At 65.4% G+C, this 21,279-nt stretch carries 22 protein-coding genes and 1 riboswitch; of the genes, 3 read left to right on the forward strand and 19 right to left on the reverse strand.

Features of this window, described 5'->3' with window-relative positions; genetic code table 11:
* Positions 1-4 precede the first annotated feature (4 nt).
* The 14 genes from ACSQ12_RS12860 to ACSQ12_RS12925 all read right to left on the reverse strand — a co-directional run bounded on the left by ACSQ12_RS12860 (position 5) and on the right by ACSQ12_RS12925 (position 10,722).
* The gene (locus tag ACSQ12_RS12860) at positions 5-1,549 is read right to left on the reverse strand and encodes a YifB family Mg chelatase-like AAA ATPase (protein WP_436065648.1); all 1,545 of its coding nucleotides are present in this window, start codon (positions 1,547-1,549) and stop codon (positions 5-7) included.
* A complete protein-coding gene (locus ACSQ12_RS12865; protein WP_011692316.1) occupies positions 1,550-1,906 on the reverse strand; it encodes a YraN family protein in 357 nt (118 codons plus the stop codon).
* Positions 1,907-2,403: 497 nt separating this feature from the next.
* The gene (locus tag ACSQ12_RS12870) at positions 2,404-2,730 is read right to left on the reverse strand and encodes a DUF2469 domain-containing protein (protein WP_003806068.1); all 327 of its coding nucleotides are present in this window, start codon (positions 2,728-2,730) and stop codon (positions 2,404-2,406) included.
* A 54-nt stretch (positions 2,731-2,784) separates the two neighbouring features.
* On the reverse strand, positions 2,785-3,450 hold the full coding sequence (locus ACSQ12_RS12875) for a ribonuclease HII (protein ID WP_436065649.1): 666 nt from the start codon (positions 3,448-3,450) through the stop codon (positions 2,785-2,787).
* Positions 3,451-4,365, reverse strand: coding sequence for a signal peptidase I (gene lepB, locus ACSQ12_RS12880; RefSeq protein WP_436065650.1), 915 nt, complete (start codon positions 4,363-4,365; stop codon positions 3,451-3,453). It lies immediately after the preceding gene.
* Entirely contained in the window at positions 4,366-5,043 is a 678-nt protein-coding gene (lepB, locus tag ACSQ12_RS12885) for a signal peptidase I (RefSeq protein ID WP_209743948.1), read from the reverse strand.
* Positions 5,044-5,126: 83 nt separating this feature from the next.
* Positions 5,127-5,486, reverse strand: a complete 360-nt coding sequence (rplS, locus tag ACSQ12_RS12890) for a 50S ribosomal protein L19 (RefSeq protein WP_436065651.1) — start codon at positions 5,484-5,486, stop codon at positions 5,127-5,129.
* Between the two features lie 258 nt (positions 5,487-5,744).
* Complete coding sequence (gene trmD, locus ACSQ12_RS12895; RefSeq protein WP_436065652.1) at positions 5,745-6,569, reverse strand: tRNA (guanosine(37)-N1)-methyltransferase TrmD; 825 nt, start codon at positions 6,567-6,569, stop codon at positions 5,745-5,747.
* The gene (gene rimM / locus ACSQ12_RS12900) at positions 6,570-7,163 is read right to left on the reverse strand and encodes a ribosome maturation factor RimM (protein ID WP_436065653.1); all 594 of its coding nucleotides are present in this window, start codon (positions 7,161-7,163) and stop codon (positions 6,570-6,572) included.
* A 116-nt stretch (positions 7,164-7,279) separates the two neighbouring features.
* Positions 7,280-7,522: an RNA-binding protein gene (locus tag ACSQ12_RS12905; RefSeq protein ID WP_011692324.1), complete on the reverse strand. Its 243-nt coding sequence runs from the start codon at positions 7,520-7,522 to the stop codon at positions 7,280-7,282.
* Position 7,523: 1 nt separating this feature from the next.
* Complete coding sequence (gene rpsP, locus ACSQ12_RS12910; protein ID WP_043429855.1) at positions 7,524-7,946, reverse strand: 30S ribosomal protein S16; 423 nt, start codon at positions 7,944-7,946, stop codon at positions 7,524-7,526.
* A gap of 184 nt (positions 7,947-8,130) precedes the next feature.
* Positions 8,131-8,568, reverse strand: a complete 438-nt coding sequence (locus ACSQ12_RS12915; RefSeq protein ID WP_436065654.1) for a hypothetical protein — start codon at positions 8,566-8,568, stop codon at positions 8,131-8,133.
* Between the two features lie 112 nt (positions 8,569-8,680).
* On the reverse strand, positions 8,681-9,556 hold the full coding sequence (locus tag ACSQ12_RS12920; RefSeq protein WP_436065655.1) for a VOC family protein: 876 nt from the start codon (positions 9,554-9,556) through the stop codon (positions 8,681-8,683).
* Positions 9,557-9,639: 83 nt separating this feature from the next.
* Entirely contained in the window at positions 9,640-10,722 is a 1,083-nt protein-coding gene (locus ACSQ12_RS12925) for an amidohydrolase family protein (RefSeq protein WP_436065656.1), read from the reverse strand.
* 85 nt (positions 10,723-10,807) lie between these two features.
* Positions 10,808-10,915: riboswitch (TPP riboswitch) on the forward strand.
* Here ACSQ12_RS12925 and thiC point away from each other — a divergent pair.
* Positions 10,910-12,790 (forward strand): phosphomethylpyrimidine synthase ThiC, encoded by a 1,881-nt coding sequence (gene thiC, locus ACSQ12_RS12930; RefSeq protein WP_436065657.1) that lies wholly within the window; start codon positions 10,910-10,912, stop codon positions 12,788-12,790. (Overlaps the previous riboswitch by 6 nt.)
* On the opposite strand, the gene ACSQ12_RS12935 is transcribed toward thiC, so the two are convergent.
* Positions 12,759-13,493 (reverse strand): alpha/beta fold hydrolase, encoded by a 735-nt coding sequence (locus tag ACSQ12_RS12935; RefSeq protein WP_436065658.1) that lies wholly within the window; start codon positions 13,491-13,493, stop codon positions 12,759-12,761. The two genes, thiC and ACSQ12_RS12935, sit on opposite strands and share 32 nt — an antisense overlap.
* Before the next feature lie 96 nt (positions 13,494-13,589).
* Positions 13,590-15,176, reverse strand: coding sequence for a signal recognition particle protein (gene ffh, locus ACSQ12_RS12940; RefSeq protein WP_209743928.1), 1,587 nt, complete (start codon positions 15,174-15,176; stop codon positions 13,590-13,592).
* Between the two features lie 151 nt (positions 15,177-15,327).
* Here ffh and ACSQ12_RS12945 point away from each other — a divergent pair, with 151 nt between their 5' ends.
* Entirely contained in the window at positions 15,328-16,716 is a 1,389-nt protein-coding gene (locus tag ACSQ12_RS12945; protein WP_436065659.1) for a glucose-6-phosphate dehydrogenase, read from the forward strand.
* A gap of 68 nt (positions 16,717-16,784) precedes the next feature.
* On the opposite strand, the gene ACSQ12_RS12950 is transcribed toward ACSQ12_RS12945, so the two are convergent.
* Both ACSQ12_RS12950 and ACSQ12_RS12955 read right to left on the reverse strand, forming a co-directional pair.
* Positions 16,785-17,123 carry a P-II family nitrogen regulator gene (locus ACSQ12_RS12950; protein ID WP_011692333.1) on the reverse strand — a complete coding sequence of 113 codons (339 nt, stop codon included), beginning with the start codon at positions 17,121-17,123 and terminating at the stop codon, positions 16,785-16,787.
* Entirely contained in the window at positions 17,120-18,472 is a 1,353-nt protein-coding gene (locus tag ACSQ12_RS12955) for an ammonium transporter (protein WP_436065660.1), read from the reverse strand. Before ACSQ12_RS12955 ends, ACSQ12_RS12950 begins: the two co-directional genes overlap by 4 nt.
* 238 nt (positions 18,473-18,710) lie before the next feature.
* On the opposite strand from ACSQ12_RS12955, the gene ACSQ12_RS12960 reads away from it, so the two are divergent.
* Positions 18,711-19,973, forward strand: coding sequence for an MFS transporter (locus ACSQ12_RS12960; protein WP_436065661.1), 1,263 nt, complete (start codon positions 18,711-18,713; stop codon positions 19,971-19,973).
* Between the two features lie 48 nt (positions 19,974-20,021).
* Here ACSQ12_RS12960 and ftsY read toward each other — a convergent pair whose 3' ends face one another.
* Positions 20,022-21,236: a signal recognition particle-docking protein FtsY gene (gene ftsY / locus ACSQ12_RS12965; RefSeq protein ID WP_209743916.1), complete on the reverse strand. Its 1,215-nt coding sequence runs from the start codon at positions 21,234-21,236 to the stop codon at positions 20,022-20,024.
* Positions 21,237-21,279 lie beyond the last annotated feature (43 nt).

Raw genomic sequence — 21,279 nt, forward strand, 5'->3', positions numbered from 1 at the left:
CCTTTCAGGCGGCAGCCGAGACAGCTTGCCGGAGCCCCAGCGCCTGCCCGATGTCGTCGGGATCCGGGGTGTCACGGCATGCCAGGTCCGCCAGTGTCCAAGCAAGGCGCAGAACACGGTCGTATCCGCGGGCAGTCAGCACACCGCGTTCAAGCGAGTGGTCCAGGATGCGTGTGGTGGGTGATGCAAGGCGCAGTGCTCCGCGAAGGACGCGGCCGGGCACCTGGGAGTTGGTTTCCAGCCCAAGGGGCCGAAGCCTCTGCAGCTGGCGCAGGCGGGCGTCACGGACCCGTGCAGCAATTGCAGTAGTGCCTTCCTCCGCACCGGTACGCCCGAAATCGGCAAGCGAAACCCGCTCCACCTGCAACTGGATGTCCACCCGGTCCAGGAGTGGCCCGGACATCCGGGCGAGGTAGCGGCGCCGCATCATCGGGGTGCAGGTGCAATCAAGCCCCTTCCCCGAGGCCTTGCCGCAGGGGCACGGGTTGGCGGCCAGCACGAGTTGGAATCTTGCCGGATAGGCAGCTGTACCGGCGGACCGGTGGATCACCAGTTCGCCACTCTCCAAGGGTTGCCTGAGCGCATCGAGGACCCGCCGTTCGTATTCCGGGGCCTCATCCAGGAACAGCACGCCACGGTGTGCCCTGGAGGCGGCGCCCGGACGCGGCAGCCCTGATCCGCCTCCGATGATGGCGGCGGCGGTGGCGCTGTGGTGGGGATTCTCAAACGGCGGCCGTCGAAGGAGCTGCACGGAGGCTGACGGCAGGGCACACAAAGAGTGGATGGCCGTCACTTCCATGGCCTCGCTGTCAGCCAGGTCCGGCAGCAGGCCCGGGAGCCGTTCGGCGAGCATTGTCTTCCCGGCACCGGGCGGGCCGGACAGGAGCAGATGATGGGCACCCGCGGCCGCGACTTCGAGTGCCCTCCGGGCATCCCCCTGGCCCGAGACATCGCACATGTCCGGTGCCACGGTGGGTCCGGCCGCAGCTTCGCCGGAGCATTCCTCGTCTTCGGGTTCGAAGTCAAGCGCAAGCTCCATCGGATCAGCCCCGAAGTCACAGGCAAGTCGGGCAAGGGTCTTGTATCCGCGTACGCGGGCGCCGGGTACGAGGCCGGCCTCAGCCGCATTCGCCTGGGCAACCACTATGTCCGGGTAACCCGCCTGCACGGCGGCCATCACGGCGGGGAGGATGCCGCGGACCGGCCTGAGCCTGCCGTCAAGGCCCAGCTCAGCAATGAAGACTGTCCGTTCAGTTGAGTGGATGTCATTTGCGGCCCGAAGAACCGCCATGGTGATGGCCAGGTCGAAACCCGAGCCCCGTTTGGGCAGCGATGCAGGGATGAGGTTGGCGGTGATCTTGCGCCGGCTCAGCGGAATGCCGGAGTTTTGCGCGGCCGACCGGATCCGTTCCTTGGCTTCGTTCAGCGAAGCGTCCGGCAAGCCGAGAATTACGAAGGCCGGGAGAGTCTGGCCGATGTCAGCTTCAACTTCCACGATGTACCCATTGAGTCCCACGAGCGCCACGGAATACGTCCTGCCCAGGGCCACCTACCCCACCCCCCTGAGATGCTCCACGCGCGGCTGGCCGGCGCCGTCGTCCAGGACGGCAACCACGTCGACGCGGCGGCAGGGCATGCGCAGTTCGTGGTCCCGGCACCATGCCGATGCAAGCCTGTGCAAGCGCGCCAGTTTGGCAACGCCGACGGCTTCAAAAGGATGCCCGTACGCCAGGGACTTCCGCGTTTTCACCTCGGCGATGACGAGCGAATCGCCGTCAAGGGCCACGATGTCGATTTCGCCTTCGGAACAGCGCCAGTTGCGGTCCACGATCCGCATGCCCTGTGATTCCAGATATCCGGCGGCTAGTTCTTCTCCGCGCCGGCCAAGCAAGTCTTTGGCTCTCATTCTTACCTCCGCCACCAGACTGCGGGAGGGCGCGGGGGCGGGCATAGCAGCGAACGCCGCTATGTGGGAAAGCCCGCTAATCGGGTGCTGTGGAGGAGATGTTGGATCCGGGAAGTACGGCTAGGCGCGGGTTCCGCATCTCATGCAGTGGGCAGACTGGTGCGGCCGCTCATCGTAGAAGCCGGCATGGCTGCTCCAGATGTGCCCTAGGAACCAGCAGAGTATTTTCATGGTGAGATCTTCTCTGATTTCAGCCGGGTAGGCAGTGCCAGTACGAGCCCGCGGCGCTCGACTCAAGCACCGCCAGTATTTATCTGCAGGACGCGAGACCCCTCCGCATCGCGGTAAGCCGTCGGAACAGAACTGCGAATCAATCCCTTACAGTAGTCTCGCGCCAAGGATGGCAGGGATGCCAGCCCCCGGGCAAAAAACAAGTAGTGCGAACCGCCGAACCGGTGGTCAGAGGCGAAGGTCAGGTGCCTGGGCCAACGGCCACGTCAGTTGCCGAGATCCACGTCCTTGGGAAGGGCAAGTTCCTCGTTGCGTGGCAGCTCTTCCACGTTGACGTCCTTGAACGTGATCACCCGGACGCTTTTGACGAACCGGGCCGAGCGGTAGACATCCCACACCCAGGCGTCCTGGAGGGTGAGGTCGAAATAGACTTCGCCGTCCGCGCTGCGCGCCTGAAGGTCCACGTGGTTGGCGAGGTAGAAACGCCGTTCGGTCTCGACTACGTAGCTGAACAGCCCGACGACGTCACGGTATTCGCGGTAGAGCTGAAGCTCCATGTCGGTTTCATAGTTCTCAAGATCCTCGGCACTCATGGTTCCATCTTGCACTATTCCGCGCTGCCCCGCGGCCAGGGCGGGGAGCCGGAGTTAGAGAATCTGCCAGCTGACCCGGTGATAGGGCGTCGGGCCCGCTGCTTTGAGCGCTTCCTTGTGTGACGCTGTTCCGTAGCCTTTGTTTTCATCCCAGCCGAAGGCAGGGTACTCCTCGTGCAGCGAACGCATCAGCCGGTCGCGTTCCACCTTGGCCAGGATGCTGGCGGCGGCCACGCTCAGGCACTGCATGTCCGCTTTTATGAGGGTGTGGACCGGCGCGTCGCAGCCCGGACCCGCCGGGGCATCGTCGAACAGGGAGGCCTGCGTCTCCGGGGAGAGCCAGTTGTGGCTGCCGTCGAGCAAGACCACGTCCGGGGTGACCCCACCGGCCAGGATCTGCAGCCAGGCCCGCGTGCCGGCTGTCCGCAGGGCAGCGATGATACCCAGGGCGTCGATCTCGCCGGCGGAGGCGTGCCCCACCGCCGAGGCGACGCTCCAGCTCCGCACCAGGGGTTCCAGCCGCTCACGGTCGGATTCTTTCAGGAGCTTGCTGTCTCGGACGTCGTCCAGCAGTACCGGCCGGCTCAGGTCCACGACGGTGATCCCGACGGTCACCGGCCCCGCGATGGCACCCCGGCCTACTTCGTCGATGCCGGCCAGCAGCCTGGCGCCGGAACTCAAGAACCGGTGCTCGTAGTCGAGGGTGGGTGCAACGGACATCTATTTTCCAGCCGGCGCAGGGACGTTCCGGAACACGTCAGGATAGTTGCCCAGGCCAGTCAGCCGGTTGAGGGGCCAAGCAATAACGGCCGCCTTGCCCTCAATATCGGGCATGTCGATGAAGCCGCCGTTGCTGTCCTGGTGGGCGCGGGAATCGGCCGAGTGGTTCCGGTTGTCTCCCATCACCCAGATCTTGCCGTCCGGGACAATGACGTCAAAGTTGCGGATGTCCGGCACCTCGGCGGGGTTGACGTAGGTCTCGTCCACGGCGGTGCCGTTAATGGTGAGCTTGCCGCCGGCGTCACAGCACACCACATGGTCACCCGGGAGGCCGATCACGCGCTTGACCAGGTGCTGCTCCGAATTGTCCGGCAGCAGGCCGACGAACGTCAGGCCGTCCTGGACCCAGGTATACGGGCCGTCGGCCTTCTCCGGTGAGGGCACCAGCCATCCCTTGGTGTCCTTGAAGACCACCACATCGCCGCGCTCAAGGGCGAAAGGTTCAGGCACAAGCAAGTTAACGAAGATCCGGTCGTTCACATCCAGTGTGTTGACCATGGATTCGGAGGGGATGTAGAACGCCCGGAACAGGAAAGTCTTGATCAGGAAGGACAGCACCACAGCGATGGCCACCACCGTGAGCACCTCCTTGACCCAGAGGTACACCGCGCCATGGGCTTTGCCTTCTTTAGGCGCTTTCGACGGGCCGGATTTCGAATGCGCGCCGTGCGAACCGGCCGCCCGGCTCCCGGCTCCGGCGGGCAGGCCGGTTTCGGCTGACGGATCAGCAGGTGTGCCTGCGGACGGAAGGACGGTCTCCCTGTCCGTGGCGGTTCCCGTTTGGTCGCCTCCGGCCGACGCGCGTCCGGTGTCGTGCTTGAACGGATCAGGAGTCCGGGGGTCGGTCTCGGGCATCTACTGTCCGTCCTTCGTCGTCGTGCTGGTTTCTGCTGGCCGGGGAACGGCCGCAAATCTGTCGAGCGGCCAGATGATCTGGACCGGCCTGCCAATGACCCGCCCCAGAGGCACCATGCCGCCGCCCGGCGCGCCCAGGAGGCTCCGGGAATCGGCGGACATCGAGCGGTGGTCCCCAAGCAACCATAACCGTCCCGCTGGAACGATCACGCTGAACTTCTGCTTGCTCGCAACGTCTCCGCCATAGAGGTATGGTTCCTCAAGCGCCTGACCGTTCACTGTGAGCCGCTGCTGGTCGTCGCAGCAGACAACATGATCCCCGGGCAGCCCGATAACCCGCTTTATGTAGGTTGTATCACTCCCGGTAACGCCAAGCCAGTGGCCCGCCGCCGCAGCGGCGTCCTGGAGCGGGCCGTTGCCGCTGTTGAGCGGGGCGAACGTCCCGCGGCCGTCAAAGACTACGACGTCACCCCGCCGGACCGGCTCGGACTGGAAGTCGGTCCGGGACACCAGAATCCTGTCGCCCGCGCCGAAGAGCGGCTCCATGGAGGCGGACGGTATGTAGTACACATCCAGCCAGAGGGCGCGGACAAGTCCGCTGATCAGAACGGCCAGCGCCAGTGCCAGCAACACAAAACGCCAGCCCGGTTTCCTGGGCTGGCGTTTTGACTGGTCCATGATCCGTATCCTGTGGCGCTGTTGCGGAAGGCTCCGGCGCGGACCGGATCCGGGTTCTGGACCCGCCGTGGAAGTCCGGGGACTTACTTGGCGGTGCTGAAGTCGCGCTTTTCCTTGATCTTCGCGGCCTTACCGCGCAGTGCACGCATGTAGTAAAGCTTGGCGCGGCGGACGTCACCCTTGGTGACGACCTCGATCTTGTCGATGATCGGGGAGTGTACCGGGAAGGTACGCTCTACGCCGACACCGAAGGAAACCTTGCGGACCGTGAAGGTTTCGCGGATGCCGTCGCCCTGGCGGCCCAGGACGAAGCCCTGGAATACCTGGACACGGGAGTTCTTGCCTTCGATGATGTTCACGTGAACCTTGAGGGTGTCACCCGCGCGGAACCGGGGAACATCGGTGCGCAGCGACGCTGCGTCTACGGTATCGAGGATATGCATTGATCCACTCCTGGTGAACGCCACAGGTCATCCACTTTGGGTCACGGCGGCCAAGCCCGGGAACAGTCCCGGAAATCACTGCCGAAAATTTTCTGATCCGACTCCGTCACTGATTGACGGGACCGGGGTGCCGGGCTGTTGGTGGCGCTCCCCCTGTGGCAGGTGCGCACCCAGCAGGCACAAGGACTAATTTTGCCACATTCGAAGGATTCCGGCGAATCCTTACCCGCCTGACGGCGTCGGCGGTTCCGCGAGGCGTCAGCCGTCCGCCGGCGCGCCGTTCCCGGGCTCCTCCGGGCGGAGCCGGAGACGACCGTCGACGACGTCGTACCCCAGGTCGCCGAGCGCGGTGCGGTCCGCGCGGGGAAGATTGCCGGCGTCGAACTCTGCAAGCAGGTCGGGGCGGCGTTCGGCGGTCCGGCGGTACTGCTGGTGGCGGCGCCACTGGGCAATCTTGCCGTGGTTGCCGCTCAGCAGAACCGGGGGAACCTCGCGGTCACGCCAGGAGGACGGCTTGGTGTACACGGGGTACTCCAGCAGGCCGTCCGAGTGTGATTCCTCGACGAGGGACTCAGGATTGCCCACAACGCCCGGAAGGAGCCTGACGATGGCTTCCGTCATGGCGAGCACAGCCACCTCGCCGCCATTGAGGACGTAGTCGCCCAGGCTCATGGGCCGGACTATGAAGTGCTCTTCCGCCCACTCGATGACCCGCTCGTCGATGCCCTCATACCGGCCGCAGGCAAAGACCAGCTGGTCTTCTTCGGCCAGTTCGTGCGCCAGCGCCTGGGTGAACCGTTCCCCTGCCGGGGAGGGGACGATCAGCACCGGCTTGCGGGCGGCGTCGCCGCCCCTGGCTCCGGCTACAGAACTGAGCGCCTGCGCCCATGGTTCCGCTTTCATCACCATGCCGGCTCCGCCGCCGTACGGAGTGTCGTCTACTGAGCGGTGCTTGTCAGTGGTGAACTCCCGGAGATCATGGACGTTCAAGTCCAGGATGCCGTCCTGGCGTGCCTTCCCGATCAGCGAAAGTTCCAGGGGCGCAAGGTACTCCGGGAAGATGCTGACGACGTCGATCCTCATTTAGGCGTTGTCTCCGGCCTGAGGCTTGCCCGGCTCCGCCTCGTCCGCTCCGGACCCGCCGGCGCCCGGCGTTTCGCCGGAATCGTCAACGTTGATTTCGAACAGGCCGGGCGGCGGGGTGACCAGGATGTACTTCTCGCCGACATTGACCTCAGGCACGATTTCCTCGACGAAGGGAATCAGGATTTCCTGGCCGTCCGGCGCCTCCACCACAATGAGGTCCTGGACCGGAAGGGTACGGAGGCCGGAAATCCTGCCGACCACGGCGTCGCCAACGCGGACTTCGAGGCCGACGAGCTCGTGCTCGTACCAGCCTTCGTCGTCTTCCTCCTCGAGTTCCTCGGTCTCAATGAATAGTTTGGCACCGCGCAGGGCTTCGGCCTGGTTGCGCGTCTCGATGCCTTCGAAGCCCAACAGCAGGATGTCCTTGTTCCAGCGGGCACTGTCAACGGTGAGCGGCCCCGCCGACGCGGGTTCAACCATGAACCGGGTGCCCGGAATGAATCGGTCCTCCGGCGCGTCGGTCAGGACCTGGACGGTCACTTCGCCGCGGATGCCGTGCGGTTTGCCGATTCGTGCCACCTGAAGCTGCATCTGTTCCTCTGTTCCGGGGTTCGTTCTGTTGTGGTTCTACTGCGGCCGAAAACAGTCCGGCCCCTCCACCATAATCTGGTGAAGGGGCCGGACTTGAGACAAGTATTGCGGGGCGTTTACCGGCGGCGGTCCGTGTCGACGACGTCGACCCTGACCTGCTCGCCGCCGGCCAGCGCCGCCACGACGGTGCGCAGTGCGCGTGCCGTGCGGCCCTGACGACCGATCACCCGTCCAAGGTCGTCCTGGTGAACCCGCACCTCGAGGGTGTCCCCGCGGCGGTTGTTCTTGGCACTGACCTTGACGTCCTCGGGACTGTCAACGATCCCGCGGACAAGGTGTTCGAGCGCTTCTGCCAGCAATTTACTCAGCCTCGGTGGTCTCTGCTTCAGCTTCGGTGGAAGCGTCGGCTGCCTCGTCCTTCTTGGCCTTCTTGGTGATGGCTTCCGGGATGATCACGGAACCCTTTTCCGGGGTAACGAAGGCAGCCTTGGGAGCCTTGGTCTTCAAGGTGCCCTCCTGGCCGGGGAGACCCTTGAACTTCTGCCAGTCACCGGTGATCTTGAGGATCGCAGCAACCTGCTCGGACGGCTGTGCGCCGACGCCGAGCCAGTACTGGGCACGGTCCGTGTCGACCTCGATGTATGAGGGCTCTTCGGTGGGGTGGTACTTGCCGATCTCTTCGATGGCACGGCCGTCACGCTTGGAGCGTGCGTCCATGACGACGATGCGGTAGTACGGTGCGCGCATCTTGCCAAAGCGCTTAAGGCGAATCTTTACGGCCACTTTTGTGGTCACTCCTGTTTCTGAAACGGGGTCGAGCCCGGCGTTCTGCACCCGTGGGGCGGGCCGTACTAGGGGGTTCTAAAAGGACAGGATCCGGACGCGGAGAGAGGGGCCACGCAGATCGAGTACCTGTTTATTGTGCCAGATCAGCGGCGGGATTTCGACTTGACACCCGGCGGGCCGTTCAGGACGACCAGACGTACAGCCCGGTCCGCGCGTTCGGGTCCACGCTGCCGGCCATCTGCGCGAGCCGCTGGACATACCCGAGGGCCTCTTCGGAGCCAAAAGGCATGTCCTCCTCCGCCGCCCACCTGGCCGCCACGTCCTCCAGGACATTGCCCTCGCCTTCGGTCTCATAGCTGAGGAGTTCGGCGAGCGCACGCACCATGGCGGCCGGCACACCCAGGAGCGAATCGCTGGCCACGTCCACCATGGCGAGCTCATAGTCCGCTCCTGACGCGTGGACCGCCGCTCCGGCGAGGTCACCCAGCTGCTCAATCTCAAAATCGCTGATGTCCGGAATCCGAAGCGCGTCCGGAGCAGCGAGGCCTCCGCCGTCGAGTGCCGCCGCGCGCTTGAGCGCCTCGTCGTGGGTGGAAACAAAGATTTCGGTGAAACCCATGGAAATCATCCTCATTCCGTCGGCGGTGTCATGGTCCGGCAGGGCAGCTTCGCAGCCTCCACGGACTTCCGGCTTCAGCCTAGCCCAGAAGAACGCGCAGCTCGGCGCCGCCTCAGCGGACGGCGACGCGGATCCGGTTGCGCCACGGATCCTCAAACCGCAGCTCGGCTCCCGTATGGTGCGAAGCAACGCCGGCGACCCGCAAACGGTCGGCGAGCGCGCCGACGTCGTCCGTTCCCGGCACTTCGATCAGGACTTCACCCAGCCCCAGGGTGTCCCGGCGGGGCCCGGCACCCCTGCTGTTCCAGACGTTCATGGCCATATGGTGGTGGTAGCCGCCGGCCGAGACGAACAGGGCCTGCCCGTGCCATCCCGCGGTCTTTTCGAAGCCAAGAGTGCCCACGTAGAAGTCGTGTGCCGACTGGACGTCGCCGACCTGCAGGTGGATGTGCCCGACGGCGGCTGCTGCCTCGCGCTGCCCGCCCACCGCGTCCTCGGTCAGGTGGTCCTGCAGGAACCGCTGCGGCGGCAGGGCAAGGCTGTCCATGACCACATTGGCCCCCTCCCAGGACCAGGCGGCGCGGGGTCGGTCCCGGTAGAGCTCGATGCCGTTGCCCTCGGGGTCGTTGAAGTAGAAGGCCTCGCTGACGAGGTGGTCCGCGCTTCCCGTGAAAAGCTTCGGTTCATACCGGGCGGCAGAGGCCACCGTGGCAGCGAGCGACGACCGGTCCTCGAACAGCAGTGCCGTGTGGAACAGCCCCGCCTCGCCGCGGGCCGGGAGGTTCAACCCGGGGGCCGCGGCCAGGTGGACCAGGGGTGCACCCCGGCGGCCGAGGTACACCCCGCCGTCCTGCTCAGCCACGACGTCCAGCCCGAGCGCGCGCTGGTAATAGTCCGTCATCAGCTTCATGTCGCCCACCTTGAGCATCACCGTGCCCATGGTGAGATCGGCGGGCAGCAGGTCCTTGCTGCTGGATTCCACGGTCATTCCAACTCCAAACTCCGGAAACTCGGCCGCCGGCGACCGGCGACGATTACATAGAGTAAATTACTTGAAGCTTCAATTTATTCCTAGCGGAGCTGCCGGCCCCGAAGAACGGTGTGCTTGAGGTCCCGCAGTGTTGCCGGGTTGAGCCTGGGGTCCAGTTCGCACAGCACGACGTCGGCGCTGGCACCTTCGGCGATGCCGTCCGCTCCCAGCCACTCACGCGCGGCCCAGGAAGCGGCGTCCAGGGCTGAGGCCGCCGGCAGGCCGGCGGCGTGGAGCGCCTGGATCTCGTCCACGATCCTGCCGTGGCTGATGACACTGCCCGCATCGGTCCCGGCGTAGATCGCGACGCCGGCTTCGAAGGCCTCGAGGATGCGCTCGTTCCGCCGTTCCCAGAGCCTTTGCATGTGGGCCGCGTACACCGGAAACTTCGCTTTCGCACGGGCCGCAATGTCGGGGAATGTCGCAATGTTGATCAGCGTGGGAATGATGGGGACGCGCTGTTCCACGAAACGGGGGATGTGGCGCGGCAGCAGGCCGGTTCCGTGTTCGATGCAGTCGATGCCGGCGTCGAGCATGTCATCCAGGGTGTCCTCCGCGAAACAGTGGGCGGTCACCCTGGCGCCTTCGTCGTGGGCTGCGCGGACAGCGTCCCGCACCACTGCGGCGGGGAACGAAGGCGCCAGGTCGCCGGCGTCCCGGTCGATCCAGTCCCCTACGAGCTTGACCCAGCCGTCACCCGCCAGCGCCTGCTTCCGCACGGCCTCGACCAGTCCGTCCGGCTCAACTTCGACAGCGAATCCCTGCAGGTAGCGGCGCGTCCTGGCGATGTGGCGGCCGGCGCGGATGATGCGCGGCAGCTCCGGCCGCTGCTGGAGCCAGCGGGTGTCGTGGACGGCGCCGGCATCCCGGACGAGCAGCGTGCCGGCATTCCTGTCCGTGAGGGCCTGTTCCTCGGCCACGGAATCCGGAACGTCACCGGCTGGTCCCAGCCCGATGTGGCAATGCGCATCCACCAGGCCAGGCAGCACCCAGCCGTTCAACACCAGGTCAGGCGGAGCGGCCGGCCGTGTGAACGTCAGCCTGCCGTCCACAGCCCAGAGGCCCTGCCGTTCCCGGTCCGGGGCGGTGAGCACGGTTCCGCTGAATTCGATGACGTCACGCATGCTTCAAGCCTAGACCGGCCGGGCACCCTCCCCTGTTGTGACCTGCATGTGACATGGACCCGCCCCGGCCCTGTGGTAGCTTCGTCTACGACCACACGGGTGCCCTTGCAAGGGCTGAGATCGGGCTGACGCGGCCTGCGACCGTTGAACCTGTCCGGGTAATGCCGGCGAAGGAAGTGAGTATTCCGTGAATACACAAGAAACACAGCTGATCCGTGCCCAAAACAAGACCGCACCCGGCAATTCGGCACCTGCCGAAGCGCAGTCCATGAAGTCCCACTCGCTGGCATTCATCGCCGATGAGGCCACCGGGATCCGGGTTCCGGTGACCGAAATCGCCCTTGAGGACTCACCGGGCGGGGCAGCCAACCCGCCGTTCCGCGTGTACCGGACTGCCGGGCCCGGCAGCGATCCCGTGGTGGGCCTGGAGCCGTTCAGGACCCGGTGGATCGAGTCGCGGGCAGACACCGAGCCCTATGGCGGAAGGGAACGGAACCTGCTCGATGACGGCAGGTCGGCAGTGCGCCGCGGCGCCGCGTCCGCGGAGTGGAAGGGCGCGCAGCCCGTGCCCCGCCGCGCCGTCGAAGGCAGGACAGTCACGCAGATGCACTACGCCCGGCAGGGTGTGGTGACGCCCGAGATGCAGTTCGTTGCCCTCCGCGAAAACTGCGACGTGGAGCTGGTCCGCAGCGAAGTGGCTGCGGGCCGCGCCATCATCCCCAACAACATCAACCACCCGGAATCCGAGCCGATGATCATCGGCAAGGCCTTCCTGGTGAAGATCAACGCCAACATCGGCAACTCGGCCGTCACGAGCTCCATCGCGGAGGAGGTCGACAAGCTGCAATGGGCCACACAGTGGGGCGCCGACACCGTGATGGACCTGTCCACCGGCGATGACATCCACACCACCCGTGAGTGGATCATCCGCAACTCGCCCGTCCCGATCGGCACCGTTCCCATCTATCAGGCCCTGGAAAAGGTCAACGGCGAGGCCAACCAACTGACGTGGGAAATCTTCCGCGACACCGTGATCGAACAGTGCGAGCAGGGCGTGGACTACATGACCATCCACGCCGGGGTGCTGCTGCGGTATGTGCCGCTGACGGCCAACCGGGTGACCGGCGTAGTCTCCCGCGGCGGCTCCATCATGGCCGGCTGGTGCCTTGCCCACCACCAGGAGAACTTCCTGTACACGCACTTCGACGAGCTGTGCGAAATTTTCGCCAAGTACGACGTCGCGTTCTCGCTGGGCGACGGGCTGCGGCCAGGTGCGACCGCGGACGCGAACGACGCCGCCCAGTTCGCGGAGCTGGATACCCTGGCCGAACTGACGCAGCGCGCCTGGGAGTTCGACGTGCAGGTGATGGTGGAAGGACCCGGCCACGTGCCGTTCCATCTGGTCCGTGAAAACGTGGAACGCCAGCAGGAACTCTGCAAGGGAGCACCGTTCTACACGCTGGGGCCGCTGGTCACGGACATAGCCCCGGGCTACGACCACATCACGTCCGCCATCGGCGCCACGGAAATCGCCCGCTACGGCACGGCCATGCTCTGCTACGTCACGCCCAAGGAACACCTGGGGCTGCCCAACAAGGACGATGTCAAGACCGGCGTCATTACCTACAAGATTGCCGCCCACGCCGCCGACCTGGCCAAGGGCCACCCCGGCGCGCACGAACGCGACGACGCCCTGTCCAAGGCCCGGTTCGAATTCCGCTGGCGGGACCAGTTCGCCCTCTCACTGGACCCGGTCACCGCCGAATCCTTCCATGACGAGACCCTCCCCGCGGAACCGGCCAAGACCGCGCACTTCTGCTCCATGTGCGGGCCCAAGTTCTGCTCCATGCGCATCAGCCAGGACATCAGGGACGAGTACGGTTCCGCCGAAGCACAGTCGGCACTCGCCGAGATGGCGGCAGGCATGCGTGAAAAGAGCAACGAATTCCTGGCAGCCGGCGGCAAGGTCTACCTTCCCGAGCTGCAGCTTCCAAACCCGGAACAACCGGGCCGGCACAGTGCAGCGACGGGCGACGCTACGACGCCTGTGAGTGCTGACGCCTGCTGACTTCTGCGATGAAGGACCGGATAACCCGGTCTCCCTCCACCGAGTCCTGAGGCCGGTGTCCGCCCGCGGCAACGCGGTGCTGGGCACCGGTTTCACGCAGGTAGCCCGCAATCTCTTCGTAGAGCGGCTCCCAGCCGCCGGTCAGGACGAGCGTGGCGACACCCGGCACGATCTGCAGCGGCGCCTCCCACGGAGGCGCCTGTAACCGGAGCCGGCGGGCAGCGTTGAGTGCTTCCGGCGTGGCGGGGCCATCACTGTGCACGGAAAACGCCCGCCGGACAAACTCCCGCTGGAAGTCGTCGTCGCCGAGCTGGTGCCGCACGTCAAAAAGCGGCTGCATCAGTGCGCGGTGCGCAGCAGTGGCAGGCAGTTCAGCGGTCAGTGACAGGCAGGCGGGCTCCACGAGGGTGAGGGACTGCACCAGATCCGGGCGTTCCACGGCCGCCATCATGGCCGCAATGGCGCCCTGGGCATGCGCCACCACATGTCCGCCGGCAACGCCGCGGCCCTCGTCCGCCAAGGCCCCCAGCACAATCCGGGCGTCCGTCTGGAAGTCCGATTCGACGGGCTCCGCAGACGCGTCAAAACCGTGGCGGCGCAGGAACAGTGCGTCGTAGGCCAGGGCCATGCCGTGTTGCTTGGGCCACGCGGCAGACCCGAAGGCTCCCGAACCGTGGACGAACACTACGCGCTGCTTAAACATGCCCCAACCCTATGGCAATGGCCGGACAATTCGGCCGGACGACATTGAACCTGCCGGCAGCCACGTTGACCGTACGTAAAACCGCGCCGCCAGTAACTACTTGCTCCCGCCGAGGAACTTGTCGAACCCCTTGGGCAGGTTGAGCTGCGACGGGTCGAAGTCCGCTCCCTGCTGACCGAAAGCCGCCCCGGTCGGAAGTGCCTTGCCGGCGCTGGCGCGCCGGGCCTCGGCGTCGCGGAGTTCCTGCGCTGCCTTGGCCGGGTTTCCGGACTTGGCCTTCTTCTTCGGCGCGTTCTTGGCGCCCTTGCGGGCTCCTCCGCCGCCCATGCCAGGCATTCCAGGCATGCCCGGCATTCCGCCGCCGGCTGCCATCTTCTTCATCATCTTCTGCGCCTGGGCAAACCGCTCCAGCAGGCCGTTGACGTCCGACACATGCATGCCCGAGCCCTTGGCGATGCGGGCCCGGCGTGAGCCGTTGATGATCTTGGGGGCAACGCGCTCATGCGGGGTCATGGAACGGACGATCGCTTCGACGCGGTCGATTTCGCGTTCGTCGAATTGCTCGAGCTGCTGGCGGATGTTCTGCGCGCCCGGCATCATCATGAGCATTTTCTTCATGGAGCCCATGTTGCGGATTTGCTGCATCTGGGCCAGGAAGTCATCCAGCGTGAAGTCTTCCTGGTCGGCGAACTTCTTCGCCATCCGGGCCGCTTCGTCCTTGTCCCAGGACTTTTCAGCCTGTTCGATCAGGGTGAGGACGTCGCCCATGTCGAGAATGCGGGACGCCATGCGGTCCGGGTGGAACAGCTCAAAGTCGTCCACGCCTTCGCCGGTGGAGGCGAACATGACGGGCTTGCCGGTGACCGACGCAACGGACAGCGCGGCACCGCCGCGGGCGTCGCCGTCGAGCTTGGAAAGTACGATGCCGGTGAAGTTGACGCCTTCATCGAAGGCAAGCGCCGTGTTGACGGCGTCCTGTCCGATCATCGAGTCAATGACGAAGAGCACTTCGTTGGGCACGATCGCCCGGCGGATCTGGCGCGCCTGCTCCATCATTTCGGCATCCACGCCAAGGCGTCCGGCGGTGTCCACAATGACGACGTCGTGAAGCTTCTGGCGCGCTTCTTCGACACCGGCCCGGGCAACTGCCACGGGGTCGCCGGCCGGGTGTTCCAGCTCCATGGAGGTGGCACCCGGGTGCGGGGCGAAGACGGGCACCCCGGCGCGCTGTCCGACAACCTGGAGCTGGTTGACAGCGTTGGGCCGCTGGAGGTCACAGGCCACGAGCATGGGGCTGTGGCCCTGGGACTTCAGCCATTTGGAGAGCTTGCCGGCGAGGGTGGTCTTGCCGGCACCCTGGAGGCCCGCGAGCATGATGATGGTGGGGCCGGTCTTGGCCAGGCGGATACGCCGGGTCTCGCCGCCCAGGATTTCAACGAGTTCCTCGTTGACGATCTTGACGATCTGCTGGCTGGGGTTCAAGGCACCGGACACCTCGGCGCCCAGGGCACGCTCGCGCACCCGGCCCGTGAACTCGCGGACCACGGGCACGGCAACGTCGGCGTCCAGGAGGGCCCGCCGGATCTCGCGGACCGTGGCGTCAACGTCCGCCTCGGTGAGGCGGCCCTTGCCGCGGAGATTCTTGAAGGTTGCTGTCAACCGGTCAGAGAGTGAATTGAACACGCGCCGTGCACTTCTTTCAGTGGATCTACAGCTGGCGGCCGGTGCGGCTCGCCAGAGTCGTGACTGTTGTTGGCCTGGACCAACTGCCTCGACAACGGGACTCGACTATCTAGGGTACCAAGACAGCCCTTCAAGATGGCATGCTGGCAGGATGGCCGCCCAAACCACTGTAAAAACATTGCTCATCCTCGGCGCCTCCGGGGACCTCACCGGCCGGCTGCTGCTGCCTGGACTCGCCCGCCTCGCTGCCCGGGGGCGTGCCGACGGGCTGACGCTCGTGGGTGCCGGATCGGATCCCTGGACCCCGGAACAATGGCTGGAACGCGTCGAGACGTCCTTTGCCGATTCGAACTCCCAGGCAGACGCCGCCGGCAAGCGCGAGCTCAAACGCATTGCGGGATCAACGGCATACCACCAGCTTGACGTGACGGCGGGCGGCGAGCTGGCCTCCCTGCTTTCCGGCCTGGAAGCCCCGGTGGCCGTGTACTTCGCCCTGCCCCCGCACGTCAGCCAGAAGGCCTGCGAAGTGCTGGCCCCGGAGGAAGTACCCGCCGGCACCCGGCTGGTGATGGAAAAGCCCTTCGGATCCAGCGAGGATTCCGCCCGCCACCTCAACCAGACCCTCGCGGCGCTGGTCCCCGAAGACCACATCCACCGGGTGGACCACTTCCTGGGCAAGGCAACGGTACTCAACATCCTCGGCCTTCGCTTCGCGAACACCTTCCTGGAACCGATCTGGAACCGCGATTACATCGAAAAGGTGGAGGTCATCTTCGACGAGGACCTCGCCCTCGAAGGCCGCGCCCGCTACTACGACGCCGCCGGCGCGCTCAGGGACATGATCCAGAGCCACCTGCTGCAGATCATGGCGCTGATGGCCATCGAGCCGCCGGCTTCCGTTGACGAGCGTGACCTCCGGGACGCTGTGGCCACACTCCTTCGCGCCAGCAGCGTCAAGGCGCCCTACCGGTCAAGCACCCGGCGTGCCAAGTACACTGCCGGGTCCATCGACGGGCGGGAAGTGCCGGACTACGCCAGGGAAAAAGGCGTGGACGCGTCCAGGAACACCGAAACACTCGCGGAAGTGCAGGTTGACATCGACAACTGGCGCTGGGCGGGAGTGCCCTTCTTCCTCCGTTCAGGCAAGGCGCTCGGGGCAAAACGCAAGGAAGCCGTGATCACCTTCAAGCCGGTGCCCCACCTTCCCAAGGGATTCACCGGCGTCGATTCGCCGAATCAGCTCCGCATCGGGTTCGGGCCCGACACACTTCAGTTCGACGTCGACGTGAACGGCCCCGGCAATTTCCTCAGCCTTGACCGGGCCACCCTGAACGCCGAACTCAGCGCATCCGAGCTGCTCCCCTATGGCGAAGTACTCGAGGGCGTCCTCACCGGTGATCCGCTGCTGTCCGTACGGGCGGACACGGCAGAGGATTGCTGGCGGATCATTGAGCCGGTCATCAAAGCGTGGAGCCGCGGCAGTGTTCCGCTGGAGGAATACGCTGCAGGAACATCGGGGCCCGACGGCTGGCCTGTCTAGGTCGTTTCGAATGCACAAAGCGGGCCGCTACCAGAAGGTAGCGGCCCGCTTCATGCTTTGTGCGTGGGCTAGATAGCGGCCGAGCCGCGCTCTCCCGTTCGTACTCTTACAGCTTCAAAAACGTCCACCGTCCAGACCTTGCCGTCGCCGGCACGCCCTGTGTTGGAGCTGGCGATGATGACATCCAGGATGTCGTCCGCCTGTTCGTCCGTGGCCAGGACCTCAACGCGGATCTTAGGAAGCAGGTCCACGTTGTACTCAGCCCCGCGGTATACCTCCGTATACCCGCGCTGCCTGCCGTATCCGCTGGCCGCGCTGACCGTGAGGCCCTGCACACCATAGGATTCGAGCCCCTCCCGGATGGAATCTAGCTTTTCCGGCCGGACGATTGCTGTGATCAGTTTCATGCCCCCACACTTTCCTTACCTGTTGCTGCGTCAGTCTTCTTACCGTCTTCGGTTACCGGAGCGGACTCGTCGCCCTGCTTGCCGGTAATCAGTTCATGCAGCGGCTGGAAGCTTCCACCGTGGCCGCCGACACCGAACTCGTAGGCGGTTTCTGCGTGCAGGCTGAGGTCCACGCCCACAACTTCCTGCTCCTGGGAGACACGGAAACCCATCGTCTTGTGGATGGCCAGTGCAATCACCGACGTCAGGATGGCCGAGTAGGCGATGGCGATTCCGGCCGCTGCGAGCTGGGCCCACAGCTGGGTCAGGCCGCCGCCGTAGAAGAGGCCGCCGCCGACACCCTCAACCGGGAGGGCGATGAAGCCCAGGGCGACAGTGCCGATGATGCCCGATACAAGGTGGACGCCGACGACGTCCAGCGAGTCGTCGAAGCCCCAGCGGAACTTGAGGCCGACTGCCAGGGCGGAGGCCACACCGGCGACGACGCCCAGGCCAAGTGCACCGACCGGGCTGACGTTGGCGCAGGCCGGGGTGATGGCGACCAGGCCGGCAACAACACCGGAAGCTGCACCAAGTGAGGTGGGGTGGCCGTCGCGGATGCGTTCGGTGATGAGCCAGCCGAGCATGGCAGCTGCCGGTGCGGCAAGGGTATTGACCCAGATGAGGCCGCCCTGTTCTGCCGTGGTTGCCGCGCCGCCGTTGAAGCCGAACCAGCCGAACCACAGGATGGCCGCGCCGAGCATCACGAACGGGATGTTGTGGGGACGGTGGTTCGGGTCCTTCCCGAAGCCCTTGCGGTTGCCGATGATCAGGACAAGGATCAGGGCTGCAACACCGGCGTTGATGTGGACTACCGTACCGCCGGCGAAGTCGATTGCCGGACCGAGGGCCTGGCCGACTGCGCCTTCAGGCCCGAAGAGGCCTCCGCCCCAGACCATGTAAGCGATCGGGCAGTAGACCAGCGTTACCCAGACAGGGACGAACACGGTCCATGCGCCGAACTTTGCGCGGTCCGCGATGGCGCCGCTGATCAGTGCCACCGTGATGATGGCGAACGTTGCTGCGTAGCCGACCTTGATGAGCCCGTCCGGAGTGGTGATGCCTTCAAGTCCGAACGTTGCGAACGGGTTGCCGACGATCTGCATGAAGCCTTCGCCGGAGCTCATCGATGCGCCCCACAGCACCCACACCACGCCAACCATGCCGATGGAGATGAAGCTCATCATCATCATGTTCAGCGCGGCCTTCGCACGTGTCATGCCGCCGTAGAAAAATGCCAGCCCTGGTGTCATGAACAGCACAAGTGCCGCCGCAACCATGAGCCATACGTGACCTGCGGTAAGTTCCATGGTGCACGTCCTCCCTTGCCTAGATGCTTAGTTGATCCTGCGGACTCATCCGCTTGCCCAACGCCTTTTTGCGTTCTTAGACGATTTTTGCCGGGCAGTGTTTCGCCGGCGGAGGAATTAGATGTCCGGGCTGTTACAACAACCTCCCGGAAGTAAATGGTGCATATCCTGCTTGTTACGGATATGTTTCACCAGTCCCAAACCGCACTTCCCAGCACCCCGCAAGGACCACGGCACCATGACCGATCGTTTCCGCTCCGGCAAGGCCCTGCCCCGCCGGAATGGCGGCCAATCCGACCACCCCGACGCTGCAATACAGCCTCCTTCCACACGGCTCCCCCGCGACATTAAGGTGATGCTGGCCGCTGCGTTCCTGATCGCACTGGGGTTCGGGCTTGTGGCGCCGGTATTGCCCCAGTTCGCCACCACGTTCGACGTCGGGGCAACGGCCGCAGCCGTGATCGTGAGTATTTTTGCCTTCATGCGGCTGCTGTTCGCGCCCGCCGGCGGCGCGCTGATCGTGAAGCTGGGTGAACGGCCGGTCTATGTGGCCGGCCTGTTGATCGTGGCAGCCTCAACTGCGGCCTGCGCCTTCGCCCAGGATTATTGGCAGCTGCTCATCTTCCGGGGCCTGGGCGGCGCCGGTTCGGTGATGTTCACAGTCGCGTCCATGGCGCTGGTGGTCCGGCTGGCGCCGCCGGAGAGCCGGGGCCGGGTCTCCGGCGCCTACGCGTCCGCCTTCCTCATCGGCAACGTCTGCGGCCCTATCGTCGGCGGAATGCTTGCCGGTTTCGGCCTCCGCATCCCGTTCCTGGCCTATGCCGCTGCGCTGGTCCTGGCCGCGCTGGTGGTCCAGACGCAACTCAGCCATGTGCCCGGCAAATCACGGAAGGATGGCAGCCTGGAGCCGGCGATGAGGCTCGGCGATGCTTTGCGTGACAGTGCCTACCGTGCGGGACTGTTCTCCAGCTTCGCCAACGGCTGGGCAACGTTCGGTGTCCGGATGGCCACCGTGCCGCTTTTCGCCGTGGCTGCGCTGAACGCCGGACCGGCCGCGGCGGGTTGGGCGCTGGCGGTTTTTGCCGGCGGCAATGCGGCAGCGCTGACCGTCTCGGGGAAACTTGCCGACAGCCTGGGCCGCAAGCCGTTGATGATCTCCGGGCTGGTACTCACCGGTGTGGCGACCGCAGGCATCGGACTGACCCACGACATGCCATGGTTCCTGGCGGCCTCCGCCGTCGCCGGAATAGGTTCCGGCCTGCTGGGTCCGGCCCAGCAGGCCGCCATCGCCGATGTGATCGGCAACGGACGCTCCGGCGGCCGCGTGCTGGCGGTCTTCCAAATGATGTCCGACGCCGGCGCCATCATCGGCCCGGTCCTTGCCGGGCTCCTGGCGGACCGGCTCGGATACGGGTGGGCATTCGGCGTGACCGGCGGCGTGCTCGTCGTGGCCGCGGCCGGCTGGCTGCTCGCGCGGGAGACGCTCAAACGGCCTGCCTAGTTCAGCGGCCTGCCGGGTTCAGTAGCCAGCCGGGTTTGGGTAGCCTGCTCAGTTCAGCAGGGCGTCCACGAAGCTCTCGGCATCGAACGGGGCCAGGTCATCCGCGCCTTCGCCCAGCCCGATCAGCTTGACCGGAACCCCGAGCGTCTTCTGGATTGCCACCACGATGCCGCCCTTGGCAGTGCCGTCCAGCTTGGTGAGCACAATGCCGGTGATGTTGACTACTTCGGAAAACACGCGGGCCTGGTTCAGGCCGTTTTGTCCGGTGGTGGCATCCAGCACCAGCAGGACTTCATCCACCTCGGCCAGCTTTTCAATGACTCGCTTGACCTTGCCAAGCTCGTCCATCAGGCCCACTTTGTTCTGGAGCCGGCCGGCGGTGTCGATCATCACCACGTCGACCTCCTGGTCGATGCCTGCCTTGACCGCTTCATAGGCGACAGAGGCGGGATCGGCGCCGTCGACGTCGGACTTCACCGTGGGGACACCGACGCGTTGGCCCCACGTGGCGAGCTGCTCCGCGGCGGCCGCACGGAAAGTATCCGCGGCGCCCAGCAGAACGTCCTTGTCCTCGGCCACGAGGACGCGTGCGAGCTTGCCCACCGTGGTGGTCTTACCGACGCCGTTGACGCCCACCACCATCATGACGGCGGGCTTGTCGGCGTGGCGTTCGGTACGGAGGCTGCGGTCCATGGTCGGGTCCACGAGTTTGATGAGTTCCTCACGGAGCAGGGCTTTGACCTGTTCGGGGGTCCGCGTGCCCAGCACCTTGACGCGCTCCCGTAGGGCGTCAACCAGCTGCATGGTCGGCTCGGTGCCAAGGTCCGCGAGAAGGAGAGTTTCCTCGACTTCGTCCCAGACGTCCTCATCGATCTTGTCGCTGGAGAGGAGCGCCAGCAGGCCCTTGCCGAGGATGTTGTTGGACCTGACAAGGCGTTCCCGGAGCCTCGTCAGCCGTCCCGCAACGGGCAACGGCGTCTCTACTGCAATGGTCTCAAGCCCTGCCGCGTCATCGGGTACCTCGGCGGTCTCCAGATCTTCGAGGTCGACGGCGCCGGGCGCCTTGCGCTCGGGCGTCACCGCCGGGCGGTCCTCCACCAGCGTTCCGCCCGCGCCGCGCACGGGCTCGACGGGATCGTTGGCGTCGCGGGTGCCCGGGTACTTGGTGATGTTCCGGCGGGTCTTCAGGAGGACCGGGATCAGTCCGCCAATGACCACCAGGGCAGCGAGGATGGCAAGAATAATGGGGAGGATGTCATTCACTCCCCTAGCTTCTCACACACGTTTCACCCATGTGTCACACATG

It is taken from the genome of Arthrobacter sp. LjRoot14, from assembly GCF_964253905.1.
Lineage (GTDB): Bacteria > Actinomycetota > Actinomycetes > Actinomycetales > Micrococcaceae > Arthrobacter.